Annotated in this window: 19 protein-coding genes; 16 read left to right on the top strand and 3 right to left on the bottom strand. The window is 64.2% G+C overall.

The window, feature by feature from the left end:
• Positions 1-2: 2 nt before the first annotated feature.
• From AC5I5I_RS24395 to AC5I5I_RS24320, 16 genes are all read left to right on the top strand, one after another.
• Positions 3-344: a VirB3 family type IV secretion system protein gene (locus tag AC5I5I_RS24395; protein ID WP_495977497.1), complete on the top strand. Its 342-nt coding sequence runs from the start codon at positions 3-5 to the stop codon at positions 342-344.
• A complete protein-coding gene (locus AC5I5I_RS24390; protein WP_495977495.1) occupies positions 337-2,706 on the top strand; it encodes a VirB4 family type IV secretion/conjugal transfer ATPase in 2,370 nt (789 codons plus the stop codon). The genes AC5I5I_RS24395 and AC5I5I_RS24390 overlap by 8 nt, the downstream gene beginning before the upstream one ends.
• Positions 2,703-3,395, top strand: a complete 693-nt coding sequence (gene virB5, locus AC5I5I_RS24385; RefSeq protein ID WP_495977493.1) for a P-type DNA transfer protein VirB5 — start codon at positions 2,703-2,705, stop codon at positions 3,393-3,395. Before AC5I5I_RS24390 ends, virB5 begins: the two co-directional genes overlap by 4 nt.
• Positions 3,392-3,655 carry an EexN family lipoprotein gene (locus AC5I5I_RS24380; RefSeq protein ID WP_495977492.1) on the top strand — a complete coding sequence of 88 codons (264 nt, stop codon included), beginning with the start codon at positions 3,392-3,394 and terminating at the stop codon, positions 3,653-3,655. Before virB5 ends, AC5I5I_RS24380 begins: the two co-directional genes overlap by 4 nt.
• Before the next feature lies 1 nt (position 3,656).
• Positions 3,657-4,619, top strand: coding sequence for a TrbL/VirB6 family protein (locus tag AC5I5I_RS24375; RefSeq protein ID WP_495977490.1), 963 nt, complete (start codon positions 3,657-3,659; stop codon positions 4,617-4,619).
• Positions 4,620-4,681: 62 nt separating this feature from the next.
• A complete protein-coding gene (locus AC5I5I_RS24370) occupies positions 4,682-4,981 on the top strand; it encodes a type IV secretion pathway protein (RefSeq protein WP_495977488.1) in 300 nt (99 codons plus the stop codon).
• Positions 4,974-5,645, top strand: a complete 672-nt coding sequence (locus AC5I5I_RS24365) for a VirB8 family type IV secretion system protein (RefSeq protein ID WP_495977486.1) — start codon at positions 4,974-4,976, stop codon at positions 5,643-5,645. Before AC5I5I_RS24370 ends, AC5I5I_RS24365 begins: the two co-directional genes overlap by 8 nt.
• Positions 5,642-6,502 carry a P-type conjugative transfer protein VirB9 gene (gene virB9, locus AC5I5I_RS24360; RefSeq protein WP_495977484.1) on the top strand — a complete coding sequence of 287 codons (861 nt, stop codon included), beginning with the start codon at positions 5,642-5,644 and terminating at the stop codon, positions 6,500-6,502. Before AC5I5I_RS24365 ends, virB9 begins: the two co-directional genes overlap by 4 nt.
• Positions 6,503-6,512: 10 nt before the next feature.
• Positions 6,513-7,679 carry a type IV secretion system protein VirB10 gene (gene virB10, locus AC5I5I_RS24355; RefSeq protein ID WP_495977482.1) on the top strand — a complete coding sequence of 389 codons (1,167 nt, stop codon included), beginning with the start codon at positions 6,513-6,515 and terminating at the stop codon, positions 7,677-7,679.
• Complete coding sequence (gene virB11, locus AC5I5I_RS24350) at positions 7,676-8,770, top strand: P-type DNA transfer ATPase VirB11 (protein WP_495977480.1); 1,095 nt, start codon at positions 7,676-7,678, stop codon at positions 8,768-8,770. The genes virB10 and virB11 overlap by 4 nt, the downstream gene beginning before the upstream one ends.
• Positions 8,736-10,673 carry a type IV secretory system conjugative DNA transfer family protein gene (locus tag AC5I5I_RS24345; protein WP_495977478.1) on the top strand — a complete coding sequence of 646 codons (1,938 nt, stop codon included), beginning with the start codon at positions 8,736-8,738 and terminating at the stop codon, positions 10,671-10,673. Before virB11 ends, AC5I5I_RS24345 begins: the two co-directional genes overlap by 35 nt.
• Positions 10,663-11,784 carry an LPD7 domain-containing protein gene (locus AC5I5I_RS24340; RefSeq protein ID WP_495977476.1) on the top strand — a complete coding sequence of 374 codons (1,122 nt, stop codon included), beginning with the start codon at positions 10,663-10,665 and terminating at the stop codon, positions 11,782-11,784. Before AC5I5I_RS24345 ends, AC5I5I_RS24340 begins: the two co-directional genes overlap by 11 nt.
• Before the next feature lie 365 nt (positions 11,785-12,149).
• On the top strand, positions 12,150-12,440 hold the full coding sequence (locus AC5I5I_RS24335) for a hypothetical protein (protein ID WP_495977474.1): 291 nt from the start codon (positions 12,150-12,152) through the stop codon (positions 12,438-12,440).
• 4 nt (positions 12,441-12,444) lie between these two features.
• Entirely contained in the window at positions 12,445-12,903 is a 459-nt protein-coding gene (locus AC5I5I_RS24330; protein ID WP_495977472.1) for a hypothetical protein, read from the top strand.
• Positions 12,887-14,011: a YihY/virulence factor BrkB family protein gene (locus AC5I5I_RS24325; RefSeq protein WP_495977470.1), complete on the top strand. Its 1,125-nt coding sequence runs from the start codon at positions 12,887-12,889 to the stop codon at positions 14,009-14,011. The genes AC5I5I_RS24330 and AC5I5I_RS24325 overlap by 17 nt, the downstream gene beginning before the upstream one ends.
• A gap of 409 nt (positions 14,012-14,420) precedes the next feature.
• On the top strand, positions 14,421-14,885 hold the full coding sequence (locus tag AC5I5I_RS24320; protein WP_495977468.1) for a DUF3597 domain-containing protein: 465 nt from the start codon (positions 14,421-14,423) through the stop codon (positions 14,883-14,885).
• A 247-nt stretch (positions 14,886-15,132) separates the two neighbouring features.
• Here the strand turns inward: AC5I5I_RS24320 and AC5I5I_RS24315 are convergent, their stop codons facing one another.
• The 3 genes from AC5I5I_RS24315 to coxB are packed head-to-tail and all read right to left on the bottom strand — an operon-like array spanning position 15,133 to position 18,973.
• Positions 15,133-15,462 (bottom strand): hypothetical protein, encoded by a 330-nt coding sequence (locus AC5I5I_RS24315; protein WP_495977466.1) that lies wholly within the window; start codon positions 15,460-15,462, stop codon positions 15,133-15,135.
• Positions 15,459-18,008: a cytochrome c oxidase subunit I gene (gene ctaD, locus AC5I5I_RS24310; RefSeq protein WP_495977464.1), complete on the bottom strand. Its 2,550-nt coding sequence runs from the start codon at positions 18,006-18,008 to the stop codon at positions 15,459-15,461. Before ctaD ends, AC5I5I_RS24315 begins: the two co-directional genes overlap by 4 nt.
• Positions 18,005-18,973: a cytochrome c oxidase subunit II gene (gene coxB, locus AC5I5I_RS24305; protein ID WP_495977463.1), complete on the bottom strand. Its 969-nt coding sequence runs from the start codon at positions 18,971-18,973 to the stop codon at positions 18,005-18,007. The genes ctaD and coxB overlap by 4 nt, the downstream gene beginning before the upstream one ends.
• Positions 18,974-18,980 lie beyond the last annotated feature (7 nt).

The raw sequence follows: 18,980 nt of genomic DNA, 5'->3' as shown, positions 1-18,980 counted from the left end.
CGATGACGAGCGAGCCCGAGCGCCTGACCGAGGACACCCTGTTCCTCGCCTGCACGCGCCCTGCGATGATCGCGGGCGTGACGATGGAGGCAATGGCCATCAATGTGATGGCGTCCTGCATCCTGTTCCTGATGGCGGGTTCGATCGTCTATGGGCTGATCGCCCTGCCGATCCACCTGATCTGCCGCGCAATCTGCCGGCATGATCCAAACCAGTTCCGGCTGCTCGTCGCCTGGCTGGAGACCCGCGGCCGCTCGCGCAACGGCGCGTTTTGGGGCGGGTCGTCGCCGACGCCCTTGCGCCTCGTGCGCCGCTTCAAGCCTCGCGAGGTCGCGCATGGCTGACGCCGCCCGCCTGATGGCTCGCGAGATCGAACCCGACGTTCATCTGCCTTATGTCCGGCATGTAACCGAGACCGTCATCAGCCTCTCGACCCGCGCGCTGATGACGACGATCCGCCTCGACGGTATCGCCTTCGAGACCGCCGATATCTGCGACCTCAACGATCTGCACGCCAAACTCAATCTCACACTGCGCAATCTCGCAGACGATCGGCTCGCGATCTGGACGCATCTGATCCGGCGGCGGGATACCGGCTATCCCGAAGGCGAGTTTTCCTCTGGCTTCGCGCGCGATCTCGATGACGGCTATCGCGAAGCGCTTCAGGGCACGAAGCTGTTTCGCAACGAACTCTACCTGACCATCATCGCCCATCCCGGCCGCGATCGCGCAGAGGCCGCTGCCGGATTCGTCTCACGCCTCGGCCAAGCGCGCCGCGGGGGAGGGGAGATCGATGCTGTCGCGCTCAAGCGGCTGAACGATGCCGCTCGCGACATCACGGCCGCGTTTGGCCGCTACGGCGCGACACAGCTCGGCCTCGCCGCGCATGATGGTCTGCTGTTCTCGGAGCCGATGCGGCTTTTACATCTGCTGGCCTCCAGTGAGGATATTCCGACGGCCTTGCCGCAAGGACGTGTCGGCTCGGCGATCTACACCAACCGCGTCATCTTTGGTCGCGAGGCCATCGAGATCCGGGCCGCCGGCGGCTCGCTCTATTCGGGCATGTTCGGGCTGAAGGAATACCCGGCCTCGACCAAGCCGGGAATGCTGAACGGTCTGCTCTCGGCCCCGTTCGAGTTCGTGCTGTCGCAAAGCTTCGCCTTCCTGTCGAAGGCCGACGCGAAAACGGTTCTGACGCGCAAGCAGAACCAGCTCGTCTCGACCCAGGACGTCGCCGCTTCCCAGATCGACGACCTCAACGACGCGCTGGATGATCTCGAATCCAACCGCTTCGTCATGGGCGACCATCATCTGTCGCTGCTGGTGCGGGCGGAAAACCCGAAGGCTCTGCTGGAGACGATGGCGCAAGCGCGTCGCGTGCTGGCCGAAGCCGGCGCGGTCGTCGCGCGTGAAGATCTGGGGCTCGAGGCGGCTTACTGGGCGCAAATGCCAGGCCTGTTCAAGCATCGGGCACGGTCTGGCGCGATCACATCTCGCAATCTTGCGGCGCTGTCGCCCTTCCATAGCCATCCGGCCGGGAAAGCCACTGGTAATCATTGGGGTCCGTCCGTCGCGATGCTGAAGACGGCGTCCGGCTCGCCCTATCATTTTTCATTCCATGCCGATGATCTCGGCAATGCCTTCATCTGCGGGCCGTCGGGCTCCGGCAAAACCGTGCTGCAGAATTTCCTGCTCGCCCAGGCGGAAAAGTTCGGCTGCCAACGCGTCATGTTCGACAAGGATCGCGGCGCCGAAATCTTCGTCCGCGCGTCGGGTGGAACCTACCTCACGCTGAAGAACGGCGTCTCGACCGGCTGCGCGCCGTTGAAGGCCCTTGAGCTGACACCGGCCAATCTTGCTTTCCTCGGCGAGCTCATCCGCACGCTCGTCACGGTCGAGGGCAGGGCGCTCTCCGTCGTCGACGAGGAGCGAATCGATTCCAGCCTCGAGGCGATGCGGGCTCTGCCGCGCCAGGAGCGCTCGCTGTCGGCGCTGCGCGCCTTTCTCGGGCAGCAGGATCGCGAAGGGATCGGCGCGAGGCTCGAACGCTGGTGCCATGGCGCACCTCTCGGTTGGGTCCTCGATGCCGAGGAAGACGCGATCGCGCTCGACGCCAGCTTCATCGGCTTCGACATGACCGATGTGCTCGACCATGCGAGCGTGCGCACGCCGCTGATGATGGTGCTGTTCCATCGCGTCGAGCAGCTCATCGACGGCCGTCGCATCATCATAGACATCGACGAGTTCTGGAAAGCGCTCGGCGACGACGCCTTTCGCGCGTTGGCAAACGACAAGCTCAAAACCATCCGCAAGCAGAACGGCGTCATGGTTTTTGGGACGCAGTCGCCGCGCGACGCACTGGCGTCCCCGATCGCCCACACCATCGTCGAGCAATGCCCAACGCAAATATTCATGCCGAACCCCCGCGGTACGCGCTCGGACTATGTCGACGGTTTCCACCTGACCGAGACCGAGTTCCGGCTGATCAAGGAAGAGCTGTCGGCCGAGAGCCGGCGCTTCCTGGTCAAGCAGAACGGTCACTCCGTCGTCGCCGAACTCGACCTTGGCGGAATGGATGACACGCTCGCCGTGCTGTCGGGCCGCACCGAGACCGTCGAGCTGCTCGACCGCATCCGCGCCGAGGTCGGCGACGACCCCGCAGTGTTCCTGCCCCGCTTCCATGCCGAGAGAAAGATCGATCGATGAAAGTGTCTCGCCTCCTGATTGCCGGAGCACTGGCTGGACTGCCCGCACATGGTTTCGCGCAGCAGGGCGTGCCGGTATTCGACGCCGGCGCAATCGCAAAGCATGTCGAGCAGATCGGCAAGCTGACCGAGCAGATCAAGACGATGGAGGCGCAGCTCACGCAGGCCAAGCAACTCTACGAGAGCTTCAACAAGCTGACTGACGTCAACGACATCGCCTCTCTCCTGAGCAGCGAGGAGTTCCGGAAGCATCTGCCGAAGGAGTTCGGCGAGATCGAGAAGCTCGTCTCGGGCGGCGGCGGGTCGCTGACCGGCACGGTCGATCGCTATCTCGATCAGAACCGCGCCTACCAAGGCGGCGACGCGAACTCGTTCTATCGCACCGAACTCGACCGCATCGCGCGTCAGACCGGCGCGAAGCATTCGATCGGTCAGAGCGTCTACGACACCGCCTCCAAGCGCATCGATGGGCTGGAAGAGCTTCGCCAGAAGATCACCGCGTCCAAGGACGCCAAGGATGTGCTGGATCTCTCCGCGCGCATTCAGGCGGAGCAGGCGCTGCTGCAGAACGAGGTGCTGCGCATGCAGGGGCTCGCCATGGTGCAGCAGGCGCGCGGCGACATGGACGGCCAGCGAGCGGAGGAACGCCGCCGCCAGTTGGTCGATGAAATGAAGGCTGCTCTCCAATGAGCCGGCCTCTGGTTGCCGCCTTCTTGACGATCGCTCTCTCCGGCTGTGGCGACGAGCACGCCGAGCACGCGAAGCCGGCGTCGATCCGTGACGTGCCCTTCTTCCTCGCGAACGCATCCGATCACGAAGCTGCACTGGCGCGCTGCCGAGCCAATCCTGGCGACCTGAAGTCCGATGCCACCTGCCGCAATGCTGAGGAAGCCAATCGCAAGGTGATGATCTGGGGTCGAGAGGCTGCCCTGCAGCGCGCGAGCAATTGAAATGGCGATCAACGTCTTCGACGAGTTCCTGAAAGAGTTCGAGCAGCCGATCACGACTTTCGTGTCGACGTCTGTCTCGAACCTCGCGACCTTCGTCGATGGACCGCTACGGGTCGCTGTCCTCCTCTATGTCGTGCTGTACGGTTTTGCGGTCATGCGCGGCGCGATCGCCGAGCCGATCCAAGAGTTTGCCTGGCGAGCGATGAGGCTCGTCCTGATCGTGCTCCTCGCATCGAATGCGACTTCATTCCAGCAATACGTCACCGACCTCTTCTTCACGTCGCTGCCAAAGGAGATTGGAAACGCTCTTGCGGGTTCGGCCCTTGATGCCAACTCGGGTGCGCCCTTCGACAAGCTGTTGAACAAGGGAATCGAGGTCGCCCAAAAGATTTATGATCGAGCAGGTCTCACGGACATTGCGCCAGCTTTGATCGCCGCGATCCTTCTCGTCTTCACGGCCGTTTCAGGCTTTCTGCAGTTCGCGATCCTGCTCTACGCGAAGGTTGGCTTGGCGATTGTCATCGCGCTCGGGCCAATCTTCATCGCTTTGGCGCTGTTCGACGCGACGCGGCCCTTTGCTGAGGCTTGGACACGTCAGGTTGCTAACTTCCTGATCCTGCATGTGCTCGTTGTCGCTCTTGTCGGCTTGATGCTCACTTCGGTCCAGGGCTTCGTCGAGAAATATGGTGCTGATGCCGCGTCCGGCGGCGCGATCATCGTTGGCGCTGTCGCGATCAGCGCCGTACTCGGTCTCGCCGCATATATCGCTTTGCAGCTTCCCGCCATCGCGGGCGGCCTTGCCGGCGGCGGCGCCTCGCTCGCAGCACGCATCGTCACCAGCGCCATCACCGCGAACGCAGCCTCGGCCGCCGTTGGCGCTTATGCCGGCGCGCGAACCGCGGCGAGCCGCACGGCAGCAAGAATCCGCGAGCGACGACAGGGCGGCGAGATCAGACGCGTCTGAACGTCCCTTTCACACCAGGAACAACCGCATCCGCGCAAGGATGCCGAGAAGGATTTGTCTCGATGAATTGTCGCGTGATCGCCAGTCTTGTGCTGGCCACGATGGTGACGGGCTGCGCCGGCTGGAGCAAGGGCGCGCCGTCCTGTGACGGCTCGGCCAAGCGCCCGCTCAACCGATCGCTCTGGGACTGGGAAGCCACGCCTCCAGCTTCGCCGCAACCTGATGCGCCTGCCGTCAAACGGCTTGGCCAGGCCCAGCCAGAGCTGCCTGCTCGTGGCATCGAGCGGGCTGCCACGGCCTGGTCCACCTTCGACATCACGCGTTCGTTCCGATCCTGCAGCGAGGCGACGCGCCATGGTTAGGCCTGACGATCTGAAGGATTACTTCGACAATGCCCGGCGCTGGGAACAGGATCTCCTGCTGACGGCGCAGCGCTCGAAGCGGCTGGCCTGGTTCGTCGCGACCGGGGCTTGCGTGCTCGCGACGGCCGCCGTCGGCGCGGTCGCGGCGCTGGCGCCGCTGAAGACCGTCGAGCCCTTCGTCATCCGCGTCGACAATGCTACCGGCATCGTCGAGACGGTCGCCGCGCTCGGGACATCGCCGCGCAGCTACGACGAGGCGGTGACCAAGTATTTTTTGGGGCGCTATGTCCGCTCGCGCGAAGGTTTTAGCCAGGCCGAGGCCGCTAGCAATTTCCAGACCGTGGCGTTGCTGTCATCGCCGGCCGAGCAGGCGCGCTTTGCCGCCGTCTACCGCGGCTCGAATCCGGAGAGCCCGCAGGTGCTGCATGGCCGCTTCGGTGTCGCCGAGGTGCGGATCAAGGCGATCTCGCTGCTCGCCGATAACCTCGCCTCCGTCCGCTTTTTGAAAGAGAGCCGCAAGGGCGAGGAGATCAAGATCACGCATTGGATCGCAACGCTGACCTTCGCCTATGTCAACGCGCCGGTCTCATCGACCGATCGCTTGATCAACCCGCTCGGCTTCCTCGTCTCGGAATACCGCGCCGATCCGGAGGTCGCCCCATGAGCCGTCGCGTCATCGCAATCGGGTGCGGACTGCTCTTGGCTCTCGGCCTTGGACTGCCATCGCTTGCCCTGCAACTTCCCACCGCCGGCGCGCGCGACGAGCGCGTGCGCTTCGTCGCCTATGACCCTGCCAATGTCGTCAAGGTCAACGGCGTCATCCGGGCATCCACGCAGGTGATTTTCGCCGAGGATGAGGAGATCGCCCATGTCGCGATCGGCGACTCGATCGCCTGGGAGGTCGCGCCGGCCGGCTCGATCCTGTTCCTCAAACCCCGCGAAAAGCATCCCCCCACCAATCTGCAGGTCGTGACGACGCGCCGCGACGGCCGCAAGCGCTCCTACCAGTTCGAGCTTTCGATCACGGAAGCCTCGCTGAAGGAGAGCTACTTCGTGGTGAAGTTCTCCTATCCGTCCGACGAGGCCGATCGTCGTCGCGCCGAAACCGAGGCGCGCGGCCAGCAGCGCGAAGGCGCGGTCATCGACCAGACGTTTGATCTCCACCAGCAATATGGCGCGCGTAACTGGCGGTTTTCGGCGCAAGGTCCGGCCGACCTCGAACCCGATGGCGTCTTCGACGACGGCAAAGTCACGAGCTTCCGCTTCGCCGGCAATCGCGAGGTGCCTGGGATCTACATTGTCGGGTCGGACGGCGCGGAAAGCCTCGTGCCCAAGGACGTGCGTGGCGAGGTCGTTGTGGTGCATGCGACCGCGCGGGAGTTCCGGCTGCGCCGCGGCAGCGAGGTGCTCTGCATCTTCAACGAGGCCTTTGACGCCGTCGGCGTGAACCCTGGCACCGGCACGACGAGTCCGAGTATCGCCCGCACGCAAAAACAGCCAGCGCCGGCGCAGCGTCGCTGAGGAGCATCGCATGACTGATCAGAACGCGTCATCCGGCGTCGAGGGCGAACGCGGCATCACCCCCGTCTCTGGACCCGTCGAGGGCTCGGGCCGGGCGCTCGCCAAACGCGGCATCGGCGCGGCCGCGCTGATCGCGTTTTCGGTACTGGTGATCTGGAGCACCTGGAAATCGGAAAAGCCCGTCGATCAGGGCGGCGCCAAACCGATCATCCGCCAGACCACCGCGTTCGAGCCGGCGCGCGAACCGCCGGCGCCGCCTCCCGTTCAGCAGGCTGCCCTGCCGGTCCTGCCGCCTCAGCTAGCGCCGGCCGCCGCTCCGCCGCAGACCGACAAACTGATGGAGAGCGCCCGCCGTGCGCCTGTGCTCGCCTTCAACCGGCCAGGGCGTGGCCCATCAAGCGACGGGGCAGGGCAGGGCGCCTCTCTGCCGGGATCACCTCTGCTCGCCGGCGCTACCGAACCGCGCAATGAACTCGCCGATAAGCTGAAAGCCACCACGATCGAGGGTGTGCGCGCCGCGCGCCTGCCCAACCGCAATCTTCTGGTGACACAGGGCACGGCGATCCCTTGCGTGCTCGAGACGGCGATGTCTTCGGATGTGCCGGGGTTCGTTTCCTGCGTCATCCTGCGCGATGTCCTGTCGGATTCCGGGCATGTCGTCCTGATGGAAAAGGGCACGCAGATCGTCGGCGAATATCGCGGCCAGGTCCGAAAGGGCTCCAAGCGCATGTTTGTGCTCTGGACGCGGGCGAAAACCCCGACCGGAGTCATCGTCGCGCTGGCCTCGCCCGCGACCGACGCGCTCGGCCGCGCCGGCTTCGACGGCGAGATCGACACACATTTCTGGGAGCGCTTTGGGGCGGCGCTTCTGCTTTCGATCGTCAGCGACGCTGCCGCGATCGGCCGCCAACAACTCGAGAATGCCGATATCGAGATCCGCAACACGTCCGGATCGGCCAACACGGCGGCGGGCATCGCCGTCGAGCGCTCGATCGACATCCCGCCGACGCTGAACAAGAACCAAGGCGAGCGCGTCAACATCTTTGTCGCCCGCGATCTGGATTTCTCCTCGGTCTACGATTTGAAGCGGATCGAAAGCCGCGCGCGGATTTTGGATCGCACGGTGCCGGGCGTTGACGCCGTCGTAAGCACTGGCTCACGGGTCACGAAGCCATGACGGCACTCGCGCGTGGGCCCGCCGCAGCCGATTGCGTCGCTATCGTCGCGCCGGCTGCGCCGACCGCCCCGACTGCTTCCGAACGGCGCGCCAGCCGCATCGTGCTCGAACGCTATCTGACGCCGCTCGCGTGCTTCCTGTCGCATCCGGACCTCACCGAAATCGTCGTCAACCGCCCGGGCGAGGTGTTCACGGAAGGACCGGGCGGCTGGCATCGCCACGAGCTTCACGATCTGAGCCATTCGCATCTGATGCATCTTGCGACGGCCGCCGCCGGCTATACCCGGCAGGACATCGGCCCCGACCATCCGATCGTCTCGACGACGCTGCCGGGCGAGGAGCGTTGCCAGATCGTCGTGCCGCCGGCGGTCCCGCCTGGCACCGTCAGTCTGACCATCCGAAAGCCTTCGACCGTCACCATGACGCTGAAAGATTTTGAGCAGCGGGATCTGTTCTCCGACATCCGCGTCACCAGCGACGACCTCTCCGAAGACGAGACGGAGCTGGTGCGCCTGCGCGACGCCGGGCAGTGGCGCGAATTCCTGGCGCTGGCAGTGCGCAGCCGCCGCAACATCATCATCTCGGGCGCGACCGGCTCGGGCAAGACGACGCTGTCGAAGGGTCTGATCGCCCAGATCCCGGCGAGTGAGCGCCTTATCACCATCGAAGACACGGCCGAGCTTGTGGTGCCGCAGCCGAACCATGTCCGGCTGCTGTACGCCAAGGACGGGCAGGGGCTCGCCAAGGTCGGACCGCGCGAGCTGCTCGAATCCTGCCTGCGCATGCGGCCCGATCGCATCCTGCTGCAGGAGCTGCGCGACGGCACCGCCTTCTTCTACCTGCGCAACGTCAACTCCGGACACCCGGGCTCGATCACCACGGTCCATGCCGATTCCGCCCGTCTCGCCTTCGAGCAGTTGACGCTGCTGGTGAAGGAGAGCGCGGAGGGCCGGGACCTCGCGCGCGACGACATCCGCAACCTGCTGCGCCAGACCGTCGACATCGTCATCCAGATGAAACGCGAGCACGGCCGCTTCCGCATCACGGAGATCGACTATGACCCCGTTCGAAAGCGCCTCGCCAGCGCGTAAAGTGGCGCTCCGGATCGCGCTCGCGGCTGCCGGCATCGCCATACTCCTGTTCGTCGGCTCCAATGTCCTGCTGCTCGGCCTGCGCAGCCATGATGGCGGCTTCCACTGGAACGAGCTTGCGATCGCCTGGCCCCATTACGGCACGAACGAGCGCCTCGACCGCTGGATCATTTTTGGAACGCTCACCGGCACGATCGCCGCCTTCGGGCTGATGGGTTTGATCATGCGGACGAAACCGCGCCCGCTGCACGGCGAGGCGCGGTTCGGCACCGAGCACGACATCCGCAAGGCAGGTCTGAGGTCGAAGCAGGGAATTTTACTCGGCCGGAAAGACGGCAAGTTCCTGTGCTTCGGTGGACCTGAGCACGTCATGGTCTATGCCCCGACACGATCGGGCAAGGGCGTCGGATACGTCATTCCAAACCTGTTGAACTGGCCGGACTCCGTCGTCGCGCTCGACGTCAAGAAGGAGAACTTTGATCGCACCGCCGGTTTCCGGGAGGCGAGCGGGCAGGCCGTCTTCCTGTTCGATCCGCTCGACGAGCAAGGCCGTACGGCACGCTACAATCCGCTCGCCTATGTCCGCCGCGATCCGGTCGACCTGTATGACGATCTCCAGCGCATCGCGGTGATGCTGTTCCCAGCCGAAAACCGGGCCGACCCGTTCTGGTTCGAAACCGCGCGTTCAGCGTTCGTCGCGATCGGCGGCTATGTCGCCGAGACGCCGGGCCTGCCGCTCACCATCGGCGAGATCCTGCGGCAGCTTTCCGCCTCGAGTGATCTGAAGGCGCATTTTCTAACCACGATGAAAGAGCGCGCCAAAAGCACGGCGCCCCTCTCGTCGCATTGCATCGGGGCGCTGAACGACTTTCTATCGGCGTCCGAAAACACCATGAATTCGGTCCGCAAAACCACGACAGCGCGGCTCGGCCTCTGGCTCAATCCGAGGATCGATGCCGCGACGTCCGCCAATGATTTCGACCTGCGCGAGCTGCGCTCCCGGCCAATGTCGATCTTCCTGGGCGTGACGCCAGACAATCTCGACCGCATGGCGCCGCTGCTCAACCTGTTCTTCCAACAGGTCATCGATCTGAACAGCCGCGAGCTGCCGGAGCAGAATCCGAAGCTGAACCGACGCGTGCTGCTTCTCCTCGACGAGTTCCCGGCGCTCGGCCATGTCGGCGTGCTCGCGAAATCCGTCGCCTTCGTCGCAGGCTACGGCATCCGCCTGCTCACCATCATCCAGAGCCCGGCGCAGCTGCGGGCGATCTACGGTCCCGATCTCGCCAAGACGATCATGACCAACCACGCGATCGAGGTCGTGTTTGCGCCAAAAGAGCAGGACGTCGCCAACGAGCTGTCGGAGCGGATCGGCTACGACACGGTCCAGGCGAAAAGTCGTTCCCGGCCGTGGGGGCTGTCGGCGGGCAAACGCAGCGAGTCCGTCTCGGACCAGCGTCGCGCGCTGATGCTGCCGCAGGAACTCAAGCTGATCCCCTCGTCCAAGGCGTTCATCCTGGCGGCCAGCGTGCCCCCGATCATCTGCGACAAGATCATCTACTATGACGATACCGCCTTCACAGCGCGCTTGAAAGTGCCGCCGGTCATCGCGCCCAACCGTGGCCCGTCGAACATGCTGCTGGCGAGCGAGATCATCGAGCTGAAATCCGCAGTCGCCGAGTTGCAGGCGACGTTTCGGACCCGGCCGATGACGGATGAGGAGATCGCCGATCCGTCGCTCATCCCCGACGATGCGACCTTCGACTTTGGCGATGTGCCAGTCAATCTGGAAGGCCTGTCCGAAGATGAGCTCAAGGACTGGTGCTCGCAGGTGATCGACGCTGCCATCATCCCGACGAAGGAGACAGGCGGATCTGTGAAGGAGATGCGTCGTGCCAGGTAAGCGCCAGGATCAGAGCGAATTCACGATCGAACGCGGACAAGAGAAGGTTGGCGGCGCCGATAGAACGTCAGCGCGCAACGCTTCGAGCGTGCCTCACGGTGAACATCGAGCCGGCCAGGCTGAGTTCGATCTCGGTGGCACAGCAGGACGCCAGGCTGAAAGCGGAATACCGGAGCGGCTCCGCCAAAAATACTATGTCGCAGAAGCAGACGCGGGCGACGAGGCGAAGGTCTATGCCGACCCACGAGGCGAGTACCTCGCCTTCAAGGTCTCGACCGACCGCATGGCAACGCGGCTTGAAGACGCTGGCGTCGTTCGGGACATGGTTTCGGTCGCGCAGCACCGCGGCTGGAAGGAGATCGACCTTCGCGGATCGGTGGAGTTCCGGCGCACTGCCTGGCTCGAAGCCTCGGCGCGTGGGCTGTCGGTTCGCGGCTATGAGCCTGATCCGGTTGATCGGGCCGCCTTGTCGTTTCGAACGAAGGCGGAGGACCGGCCAACGCGAGCGCCTTCGCAGTTCCGGCGGCCCGAACCCGAAGCGTCAGAGACGATATCCGTCGCGGGAGTTTCGACAAGAAGGCCTATCGAGGTAACGGTCCTTCCGCCTGAGCGCAGCACGGAGAAAAGACGCCAGCGCGAGGACGATCGAGCACCATTCCAGGGGCCGCTTCGCTCAGATCGAGCGTCGTCGGGGGGTGCCGGAACTACCGGGGAACGCCCCGCACACCGGCCAGCCTTGACGATCGACGTGGTGGCGCTGCGATCGGACACGCCCCGTCGATCGTCGCGCTCGACGGGGCAGCGTCGCGCTGACGTGTTTCGTTCGGGCGAAGATCGGCAGAGTGTAGGCGATGACGTCATCACGGCGGCCCGCTCTCAACTCGCGGCGATCGAACGGGCTTTGAATAAGGCCATTCGCGACCCGAAGTTACGACACTCCGTTCTGGCTCACGCGAAGGAGAGAATTGCCAAACAACTTGAGAAAGGCGGAGCATTCAAGCACGCAGAATTGCGAGAGCGATCGGTGCAGCGTCAGTCTTCCCCGGAAAACAAGCTTGAGCCGAAACGTCATCATCGTTCAAATGCGGCCGAAGCTTATCGGGAACGGTAGAGTCAACCAAATCGGACTTAAATCAAGCGGCTCTTGATGAACACGAAAACCGCACCGAAACAGCGAGGCCAATGATCTCGTTACCTAGGCAGACGGTGGAGCCAGCACCAGGCTGGCACGGCGGATCATGGCGACGGCCTCTTCATCCAACGCGCGATCGCCTGAGGAGCCAGTGCATCGGGCCGGCTCCAACTTACGAGAACATAAGATGAATAGAGAGGCCGGATCATTCGAACAAGAATCGGATGGTGTGCCCGTTCACGAAGCCCCGCAGGCGTGCGCAACTGCCACGGGCACGGCCACGGAACTTAACAGATCAACCTCGCGTTGAGCCGCCAGAATGTGACACCGTCTGGAGAAATCCCATGGCGAACGAGCAGAGCGGCTTCAATAAATTGACGGAAGTCGCGGGCGATCCTCTGGCGCAGAATGACATGGGTGCCAGCATTGCTGCTGGTGCAAAGGTTATGGCCAATCAAGCCTCGCAACGGCTCAAATCGGCGGGTATCGATGCCGACGCCGCGTTCGAGATGGCTGAAGAACGCGCCAGCGACCTGCAGGACATGCTGATGGAAGAAGTTCGGGAGCGGCCGCTTCGGGCGCTGGGTTGGGCTGTTGCCGCCGGCTTCGTCCTCGGCATCATGTCGGCGCGGTAAGCCGATGCTCGGCGCAGGCCTCGCATATCTGCTCACTCAGATTAAAGCCTTGCTGCAGCGGCAGGCGCTTATCTACGGTTTGATGGCGGCTGGCGGGTTGATCGTTATCTTCGCGGCCGGATACGGGCTCGATGCGGTTCGTGAAATGCTCGTCGTCCGCGTTGGAGGCGTCTACGCGAGCCTGATTGTCGGCGGCGTTTTGCTCGCACTTGCGCTGATTTGTGTCGGCATTGCGTTTTATCTCGGTCGCTCGCCAGGCCCCGCCATGTCTGCGCGCAAGGCATCATCGCCTTATGCCAACCCGCCGCGCAGGCCGCTTGTGACGGGATCGGCGATGCTGGCGGGCGGAGCCGTGGCGGGCTTGATCGCCGGCGTCCTCGCGGCAAAGCGGCCATGGCGAAACCCAGACCACTTCAGCGCTGAAACTGACGACGAGCGAGTGCACCGTGCGCCGCCTCGCTGATGCTTTCCCGATAGCAGTCGATCGGTGGCAACAGGCCTTGCGCCTTAAATCGCCTGCACTCGACATCGCTCTCGCCTTTACGATCGGCATTGGATCCGTGCTTGTCATCTCTGTATGGCAGCGTGGTTCTCAGAGCGCGCGCGACGCCGAGCACGAAGCAAAATCCGAGCATCAAACCCAGGCAGGCGAGGATGCTGAACAACCGCAAGACATACCCGCGAGGGGCTGGTGGGACGTTGCGCGCCGGACCTATCACGAGATCGATAAGGACCGGGTCCGGGCCGTCGCCGCAGGCGTGACCTTCTACGCGCTGCTGGCACTGTTCCCGGCTCTAACAGCGCTCGTATCGGTTTACGGGCTTGCCGCGGAGCCGGCGATGATTTCCGAGCATGTTGCGGCGGTCGAAGGCTTCCTGCCGGCGGGATCGGGCACCTTCCTACAGGATCAGATTGGGCGGATCGCGCAGGGTGGTGAGGCCAAACTCGGCTTTGCCTTCGTGATCAGTCTTGGTTTGGCGATCTGGAGCGCTAACGCTGGCGTCAAGGCAATCTTCGATGCGCTCAATGTCGCTTACGGCGAAGTTGAGAAGCGTGGCTTTGTGAAACTCAACGCCGTGTCATTGGCGTTCACGGTCGGCATCCTGTCGTTCGTGTTGCTCGCAATCGCGGGCGTCGCCGCCGTCCCGGTGCTGCTCGATTACCTGTATCTCGGCAGCACGGCTGAGTGGCTGATTTCGATCGCTCGCTGGCCTCTCCTGATCATCGCCCTGATGGCCGGTCTGTCGGCACTCTATCGCTTCGGTCCCAGCCGAGACGAGGCTCAGTGGAAGTGGGTCAGCCCGGGGGCCATTTTCGCGAGCCTCGCATGGCTCATCGGCTCGCTGCTGTTCTCGTGGTACGTCGCGAATTTCGAGGACTACAACAAGACCTACGGGACGATCGGCGCGGTCATCGGCCTTCTGTCATGGATGTGGTTGTCGGCCACCATCGTGCTCGTTGGCGCGGAGCTGAATTCGGAAGCGGAACGTCAGACCGATCAGGACACCACGAAAGGCCCCGCCAAACCAATCGGACTACGCGGTGCAGACGCCGCCGATCGCAAGGGCTGATCAAGAAGATTGCGGAATTGGCGAGCGGATAGGCTCCAGATGGAGCCGTGCAGAACTAGATCGATGCCTCGATCAACGACGCATTCAAACTGGCACTCGCCAAACTTCTGACCAGTCTTGGCGAGATGCACTGTCAGGTCTGAGGTGAAAAAGATCACGACGTACGCCGGAAGGTCCCAGTGCGAGAACATGCGCGCAGTCTCAATCCGGACACGATCGTCGGCCTGCGCTCAAGGAATTCAATCGGCGCGGAATGAAGGTTAGCCAGCTCAAGGCAACCGCTACAGCTACGGAGGTCGCCCTCCAGCGCCGTTGATACTGGCGAGCGTATGGCCGTCATGGCATCGCGCCGGAACACAACCAGTGACTCGCCGGTTCAATGAGCCGAAGAAATCGTAGGAGAGGATCAATGGGTGTATTCGACACTATCAAGAAGGCGATTTTCGGCGAGGCCAGAGCCGAGACCGTAGCCGTCCCAACACCTGCGCCCGCCCCAGGCGCGGTCGTGCCGCCTTCGGGAACGTCCACAGCTCCCGCCACGTCCCCAGCAGGCACGACCGGCGGCCAGTCAACCACGGGCATCGGGTCGCCCTCGTCCTCGGGAGCCACAACGCAGTTCGTCGATGTCGCGCCGATCTTGGACAGGGCCGTTCAGGCCAGCGGGCAGCAACTCGACTGGAAGACTTCGATCGTCGATCTGCTCAAGGCGCTCAAAATCGACAGCAGCTTGGGATCGCGCAAGGAGCTGGCGCGAGAGCTTGGTTACTCGGGTGACACCAATGATTCCCCCACGATGAACATCTGGCTGCACAAGGCCGTCATCAAGAAGCTCTCGGAGAACGGCGGGAAAGTGCCTGCGGATTTGTTGGACTGAAGCATCGGGCCCCGCCCGGCGACGATTGACGGGGTTTCCAGACTTTGTAGTTTCCGTAAGAGAAGAGGCCCGTCTCACGGCGGGGCGTTTCTCCATCATGATCTGGAGCAGACCGCTAAGGGCTTGGCGCTCGGGCCGCCGCCACCCGCCGGGTTCGGGGTCCCGGCAGGAGCGGACTGCGCAGGCGAGGTCCCGCTTGGACTGGCCGAGGTGTTGGCGGTGCGCAGCGTTTCCGTGTCAGCAAGCCTCACCCCGCGCAGGCCGGCAGCGCCAAACCAGCCACCGCGACGAGCAGGACGGCGACACCGGACAGGCCGTCGAGACCGATCCGCAGACGCGTGAGGAACCGTTCCGCGTTCTCCTGCCGGCAAAGCTGCCGTTGGACGACCAGATCGCCGAGAATCGCAACGAGAGCGAGCACACTTGCGACGGCGACCAGCCATGTATGCGCTCGCGCGTCCAGCAGGCGGCAAAGCACCGATTCCGACGTATAGACGATCAGGAAATGCGCGGCCCAGACCAACGGGCCAACCAGCGCCCCGCCTGCGCGCCTCAGCGACGACTTCTCGGCCGTCATGATCCGACGAGCCTCGGAAAGCCGTGGGTGACGACGAGCCCCAGCGCCGCCTGCCCAATCGCATACGCCCAGAACAGGGCAAGATTGTCGAAAACGACGTGACGGATCCGATCGAGCCGGCCGAGCAGGATCCGCGCGACCGCAAACAGCGCCATCACCGCGACGGCACCGGCGATCTGCACTTGCAGGGCGGCATTGGCATAGACCATTGCGGCGTGGCTGTCCGCTTTAGGCCGCAGGCCGGCACGCCATTGCGACAGGGCGTCGATACCGAGCGCCGTAATCAGTGCGCCGACGCCGAGCAGGACGAGCAGAGCGAAACCCGCGCGTGACGGTTCGCTACGCGTCAGCATTTTGCCAGCCGCCCAGAGCGCAGCGGCGCTTGTCAGCAAGGCGCCGGCGGCCGTCAGCGGACCGGCGAGCACCGGAATGGCGGCCAGCTTCGGCCAGACCGCGGGCGAGATCGTCCAGAGATAGAGGTAACCGAAGATATAGGACGCATAGAGCGCGGCGGCCACCAGCATCAGGATCACGATCGCCCACCAGCTATGCGACAGGCTGCCCGAAGCGTAGGTCGGCAAAGTGATGCCGCCGCCGATATCGACCGGTTCGGTCGGGGCCGGGTCGCTCTCCCACATCCAGACGAGAATTGAGGCGACGGCTAGCACGCCGCAGATCACGGCCAGCTCGGCGGCCTTGACCGTCAGCAGCAGAAAAAAGCCCGCCGTGAAGACTGCCGCCGCGAGATGGGGCCAGCCTGGACCGGGCAGCCGCATGACGTATTGCGGCCGCGCCTCCACTGCCGAGGTCACGATCGTCTCGCGAACGCCGGTCGCCGAGCGCGGCAGGTAGTAGCGCCCGGCCTCGACTTCGCGCGCCAGTTCCGGGTCGCTCCAGAGCGGCTCGCGGCTAGCGACGCGCGGCGTGCTGCGCGCGGCGAATTCGTGGTTGGGCAGCCACTCCAGCGTGCCGGCGCCCCAGACATCGCCGGCCGGCTCGCTGCCGGTCAGGCGCATGTTGCGCGCGACGTCGACGAGGAAGACAAGGATGCCCGCCGCCAGCATGAAGGCGCCCAGTGTCGAGATCAGGTTGAGCGTGTCCCAGCCCATTCCGGCGGGGTAGGTATGGACGCGCCGCGGCATCCCGATCAGCCCGGTGATGTGCATCGGCAGGAAGGCGATGTTAAAGCCGGCGAAGATCAGGCCGAAGGCCCATTTGCCGAGGCGCTCCGACAGCGGCCGCCGGCTGAAAGCGGGCGTCCAGTAATAGATCGCCGCAAACAGCGGAAAGACCATGCCGCCGAAGAGCACGTAGTGCAGGTGAGCGACGACAAAGTAGCTGTCATGCGCCTGCCGGTCGAACGGCACCATCGCCACCATGACGCCGGTCAGGCCGCCCAAGGTGAAGATCGTCAGAAAGCCAATGATGAAGAGCGAGGCAACAGTGAGTTTCAGCCGGCCCGATGCGATGGTTGCGATCCAGGCGAAGATCTGGATGCCGCTGGGGATCGCCACCGCCATGCTCGCGGCCGAGAAGAAGCCGAGCGAGCGGGCCGGGATGCCCGTGGTGAACATGTGGTGGACCCACAGACCGAAGGAGAAGAAGCCGACCGCGATCAGCGCCACAACGATCAGCCGGTAGCCCACGATCGGAACGCCGGTCATCGTGGGGACGATCATCGAGACCATGCCGGCCGCGGGCAGGAAGATGATGTAGACCTCCGGATGGCCGAAGAACCAGAACAGATGCTGCCAGAGCAGCGGATCGCCACCGCGCTCGGCGATGAAAAACGGCCAGTCGAAGGCGCGCTCGAGCTCGAGCAGGATGGTCGCCAGGATCACAGCCGGGAAGGCGAAGACGATCATTCCCGCGAAGATCAGCATGGTCCAGGCGAAGATGGGCATGCGGGCGAGCGTCATGCCCGGGGCGCGCGTCCTGAGGATGCCGACGATGATCTCGATCGCGCCGGCGATGGCGGATATCTCGATGAAGCCGATGCCGAGCAGCCACCAGTCCGCGCCGATGCCCGGCGAGAAGCGCGCACCGGTTAGTGGCGGATACATGAACCAACCACCCGACGGCGCGACGCCGAAGAACAGCGTGCAGAAAAAGACCAGCCCGCCGACGAAATAGGCCCAGAAGGCGAAGGCACCCAAACGCGGAAACGGCATGTCGCGCGCGCCCAGCATCTGAGGCAGCAGCAGCACGCCAGCCGCCTCGACCGCCGGCACCGCGAACAGGAACATCATCACCGTGCCATGCATGGTGAAGATCTGGTTGTAGGTCTCCGGCGACAGAAAGTCGTTGCCCGGCGTCGCGAGCTGCAGGCGGATCAGGAGTCCAAGCACACCCGCCAACAGGAAAAACAGGAAGGCGGTGGCGATGTAAAAATAACCGATGACGGTGTTGTTGACGTCGCTGACGATGCGCCAACCCTTGGGGCTTGCCCATATGCGTTTCAGCGCGGCGAGCTCGCCCTCGGGGCGCGGTAGCGGGCTGGGGAATGCGCGCTCGGCATCACGGGGCTGGCTGCGTTGCGCTGTCATTTTAGGCTCGTCAGATAGGCGGTGAGCGCCGCAAGTTGCTCGGGCGAGAAGACGCGAAATTCGGGCATAGGGTTGCCGGGCTTCATCGTCTGATTATGGGTGATCAGGCGGCCGAGGTTTTCCGGCGTGTTGGGAATGATCGCGGCCGCCAGGAAACGTCGGCTGCCAATGCGGGAGAGATCGGGGCCGACGACGCCGGCCGCCTGCGTTCCGCGGACGGCATGGCAAGTTCCGCAGCCGGCGGAAAGGAACAGTGCAGCGCCGGCAGTCTCGCTCGCCTGCCGGGCGAAGGTCGGCCGCACTTCCTCCTCGAGCCAGTGCTCGAACTCGGCGCCCGACACCGCGACGATTTCGAGCGCCATCAGCCCGTGCGGGCCGCCGCAATATTCGGCGCATTGCCCGCGATAGATTCCAGGCCGGTCGGCCCTGAGCCTGAGCGTGTTGGTTCGGCCCGGGATCATGTCGAGCTTGCCGCCGAGGCTCGGAATCCAGAAGGAGTGGATCACATCGGCGGAACGAAGTACGAAGTCGACCTCGTGCCCGACCGGAATCCTGATCTCATTCGCCTCGGCGACCGTCACATTCCGGCTGGAATAGGCGACGCGCCACCACCACTGCTCGCCGGTAACCTCAATGCGCAAGGCCGTCGGCCGGTCCGACGCAATCGTCTCTCGCATCAGCCAGACGCCGTAGCCGAGCAGGATCGTCAGAGTCACTGCCGGGAAGACGACGCCGCCCAGGCGGATGGCCCGGTCGGATCCGAGCGCGCGGCGCGCCCGGTCCGATCCGTCGATGGCGAGGTAAAGCGCCACGCAGACGATCAGCAGGATCACCGCCGCGCCGCCGAACAGGATCCATGTCAACAGGGCCACGCGGCCAGCTTCGTCGCTGGCGGGCGACAGAGCGGACTGCGCGCCGACGCAGCCGCCGAGAACAAGGCAGGCGATTGCGAGAGATACCGGCACGACCCCT

The sequence above is a fragment of the Pseudorhodoplanes sp. genome, assembly GCF_059499825.1.
The sequence above is the reverse complement of the archived record's forward strand: the minus strand, read 5'-3'. Positions and strand labels throughout refer to the sequence as shown.

What these genes read in the sequence shown, in the direction of transcription:
- AC5I5I_RS24395 (WP_495977497.1), top strand. Translation starts at nt 3, where the DNA reads ATGACGAGCGAGCCCGAGCGCCTGACCGAGGACACCCTGTTCCTCGCC.
- AC5I5I_RS24390 (WP_495977495.1), top strand. Translation starts at nt 337, where the DNA reads ATGGCTGACGCCGCCCGCCTGATGGCTCGCGAGATCGAACCCGACGTT.
- virB5 (WP_495977493.1), top strand. Translation starts at nt 2,703, where the DNA reads ATGAAAGTGTCTCGCCTCCTGATTGCCGGAGCACTGGCTGGACTGCCC.
- AC5I5I_RS24380 (WP_495977492.1), top strand. Translation starts at nt 3,392, where the DNA reads ATGAGCCGGCCTCTGGTTGCCGCCTTCTTGACGATCGCTCTCTCCGGC.
- AC5I5I_RS24375 (WP_495977490.1), top strand. Translation starts at nt 3,657, where the DNA reads ATGGCGATCAACGTCTTCGACGAGTTCCTGAAAGAGTTCGAGCAGCCG.
- AC5I5I_RS24370 (WP_495977488.1), top strand. Translation starts at nt 4,682, where the DNA reads ATGAATTGTCGCGTGATCGCCAGTCTTGTGCTGGCCACGATGGTGACG.
- AC5I5I_RS24365 (WP_495977486.1), top strand. Translation starts at nt 4,974, where the DNA reads ATGGTTAGGCCTGACGATCTGAAGGATTACTTCGACAATGCCCGGCGC.
- virB9 (WP_495977484.1), top strand. Translation starts at nt 5,642, where the DNA reads ATGAGCCGTCGCGTCATCGCAATCGGGTGCGGACTGCTCTTGGCTCTC.
- virB10 (WP_495977482.1), top strand. Translation starts at nt 6,513, where the DNA reads ATGACTGATCAGAACGCGTCATCCGGCGTCGAGGGCGAACGCGGCATC.
- virB11 (WP_495977480.1), top strand. Translation starts at nt 7,676, where the DNA reads ATGACGGCACTCGCGCGTGGGCCCGCCGCAGCCGATTGCGTCGCTATC.
- AC5I5I_RS24345 (WP_495977478.1), top strand. Translation starts at nt 8,736, where the DNA reads ATGACCCCGTTCGAAAGCGCCTCGCCAGCGCGTAAAGTGGCGCTCCGG.
- AC5I5I_RS24335 (WP_495977474.1), top strand. Translation starts at nt 12,150, where the DNA reads ATGGCGAACGAGCAGAGCGGCTTCAATAAATTGACGGAAGTCGCGGGC.
- AC5I5I_RS24330 (WP_495977472.1), top strand. Translation starts at nt 12,445, where the DNA reads ATGCTCGGCGCAGGCCTCGCATATCTGCTCACTCAGATTAAAGCCTTG.
- AC5I5I_RS24320 (WP_495977468.1), top strand. Translation starts at nt 14,421, where the DNA reads ATGGGTGTATTCGACACTATCAAGAAGGCGATTTTCGGCGAGGCCAGA.
- AC5I5I_RS24315 (WP_495977466.1), bottom strand. Translation starts at nt 15,462, where the DNA reads ATGACGGCCGAGAAGTCGTCGCTGAGGCGCGCAGGCGGGGCGCTGGTT.
- ctaD (WP_495977464.1), bottom strand. Translation starts at nt 18,008, where the DNA reads ATGACAGCGCAACGCAGCCAGCCCCGTGATGCCGAGCGCGCATTCCCC.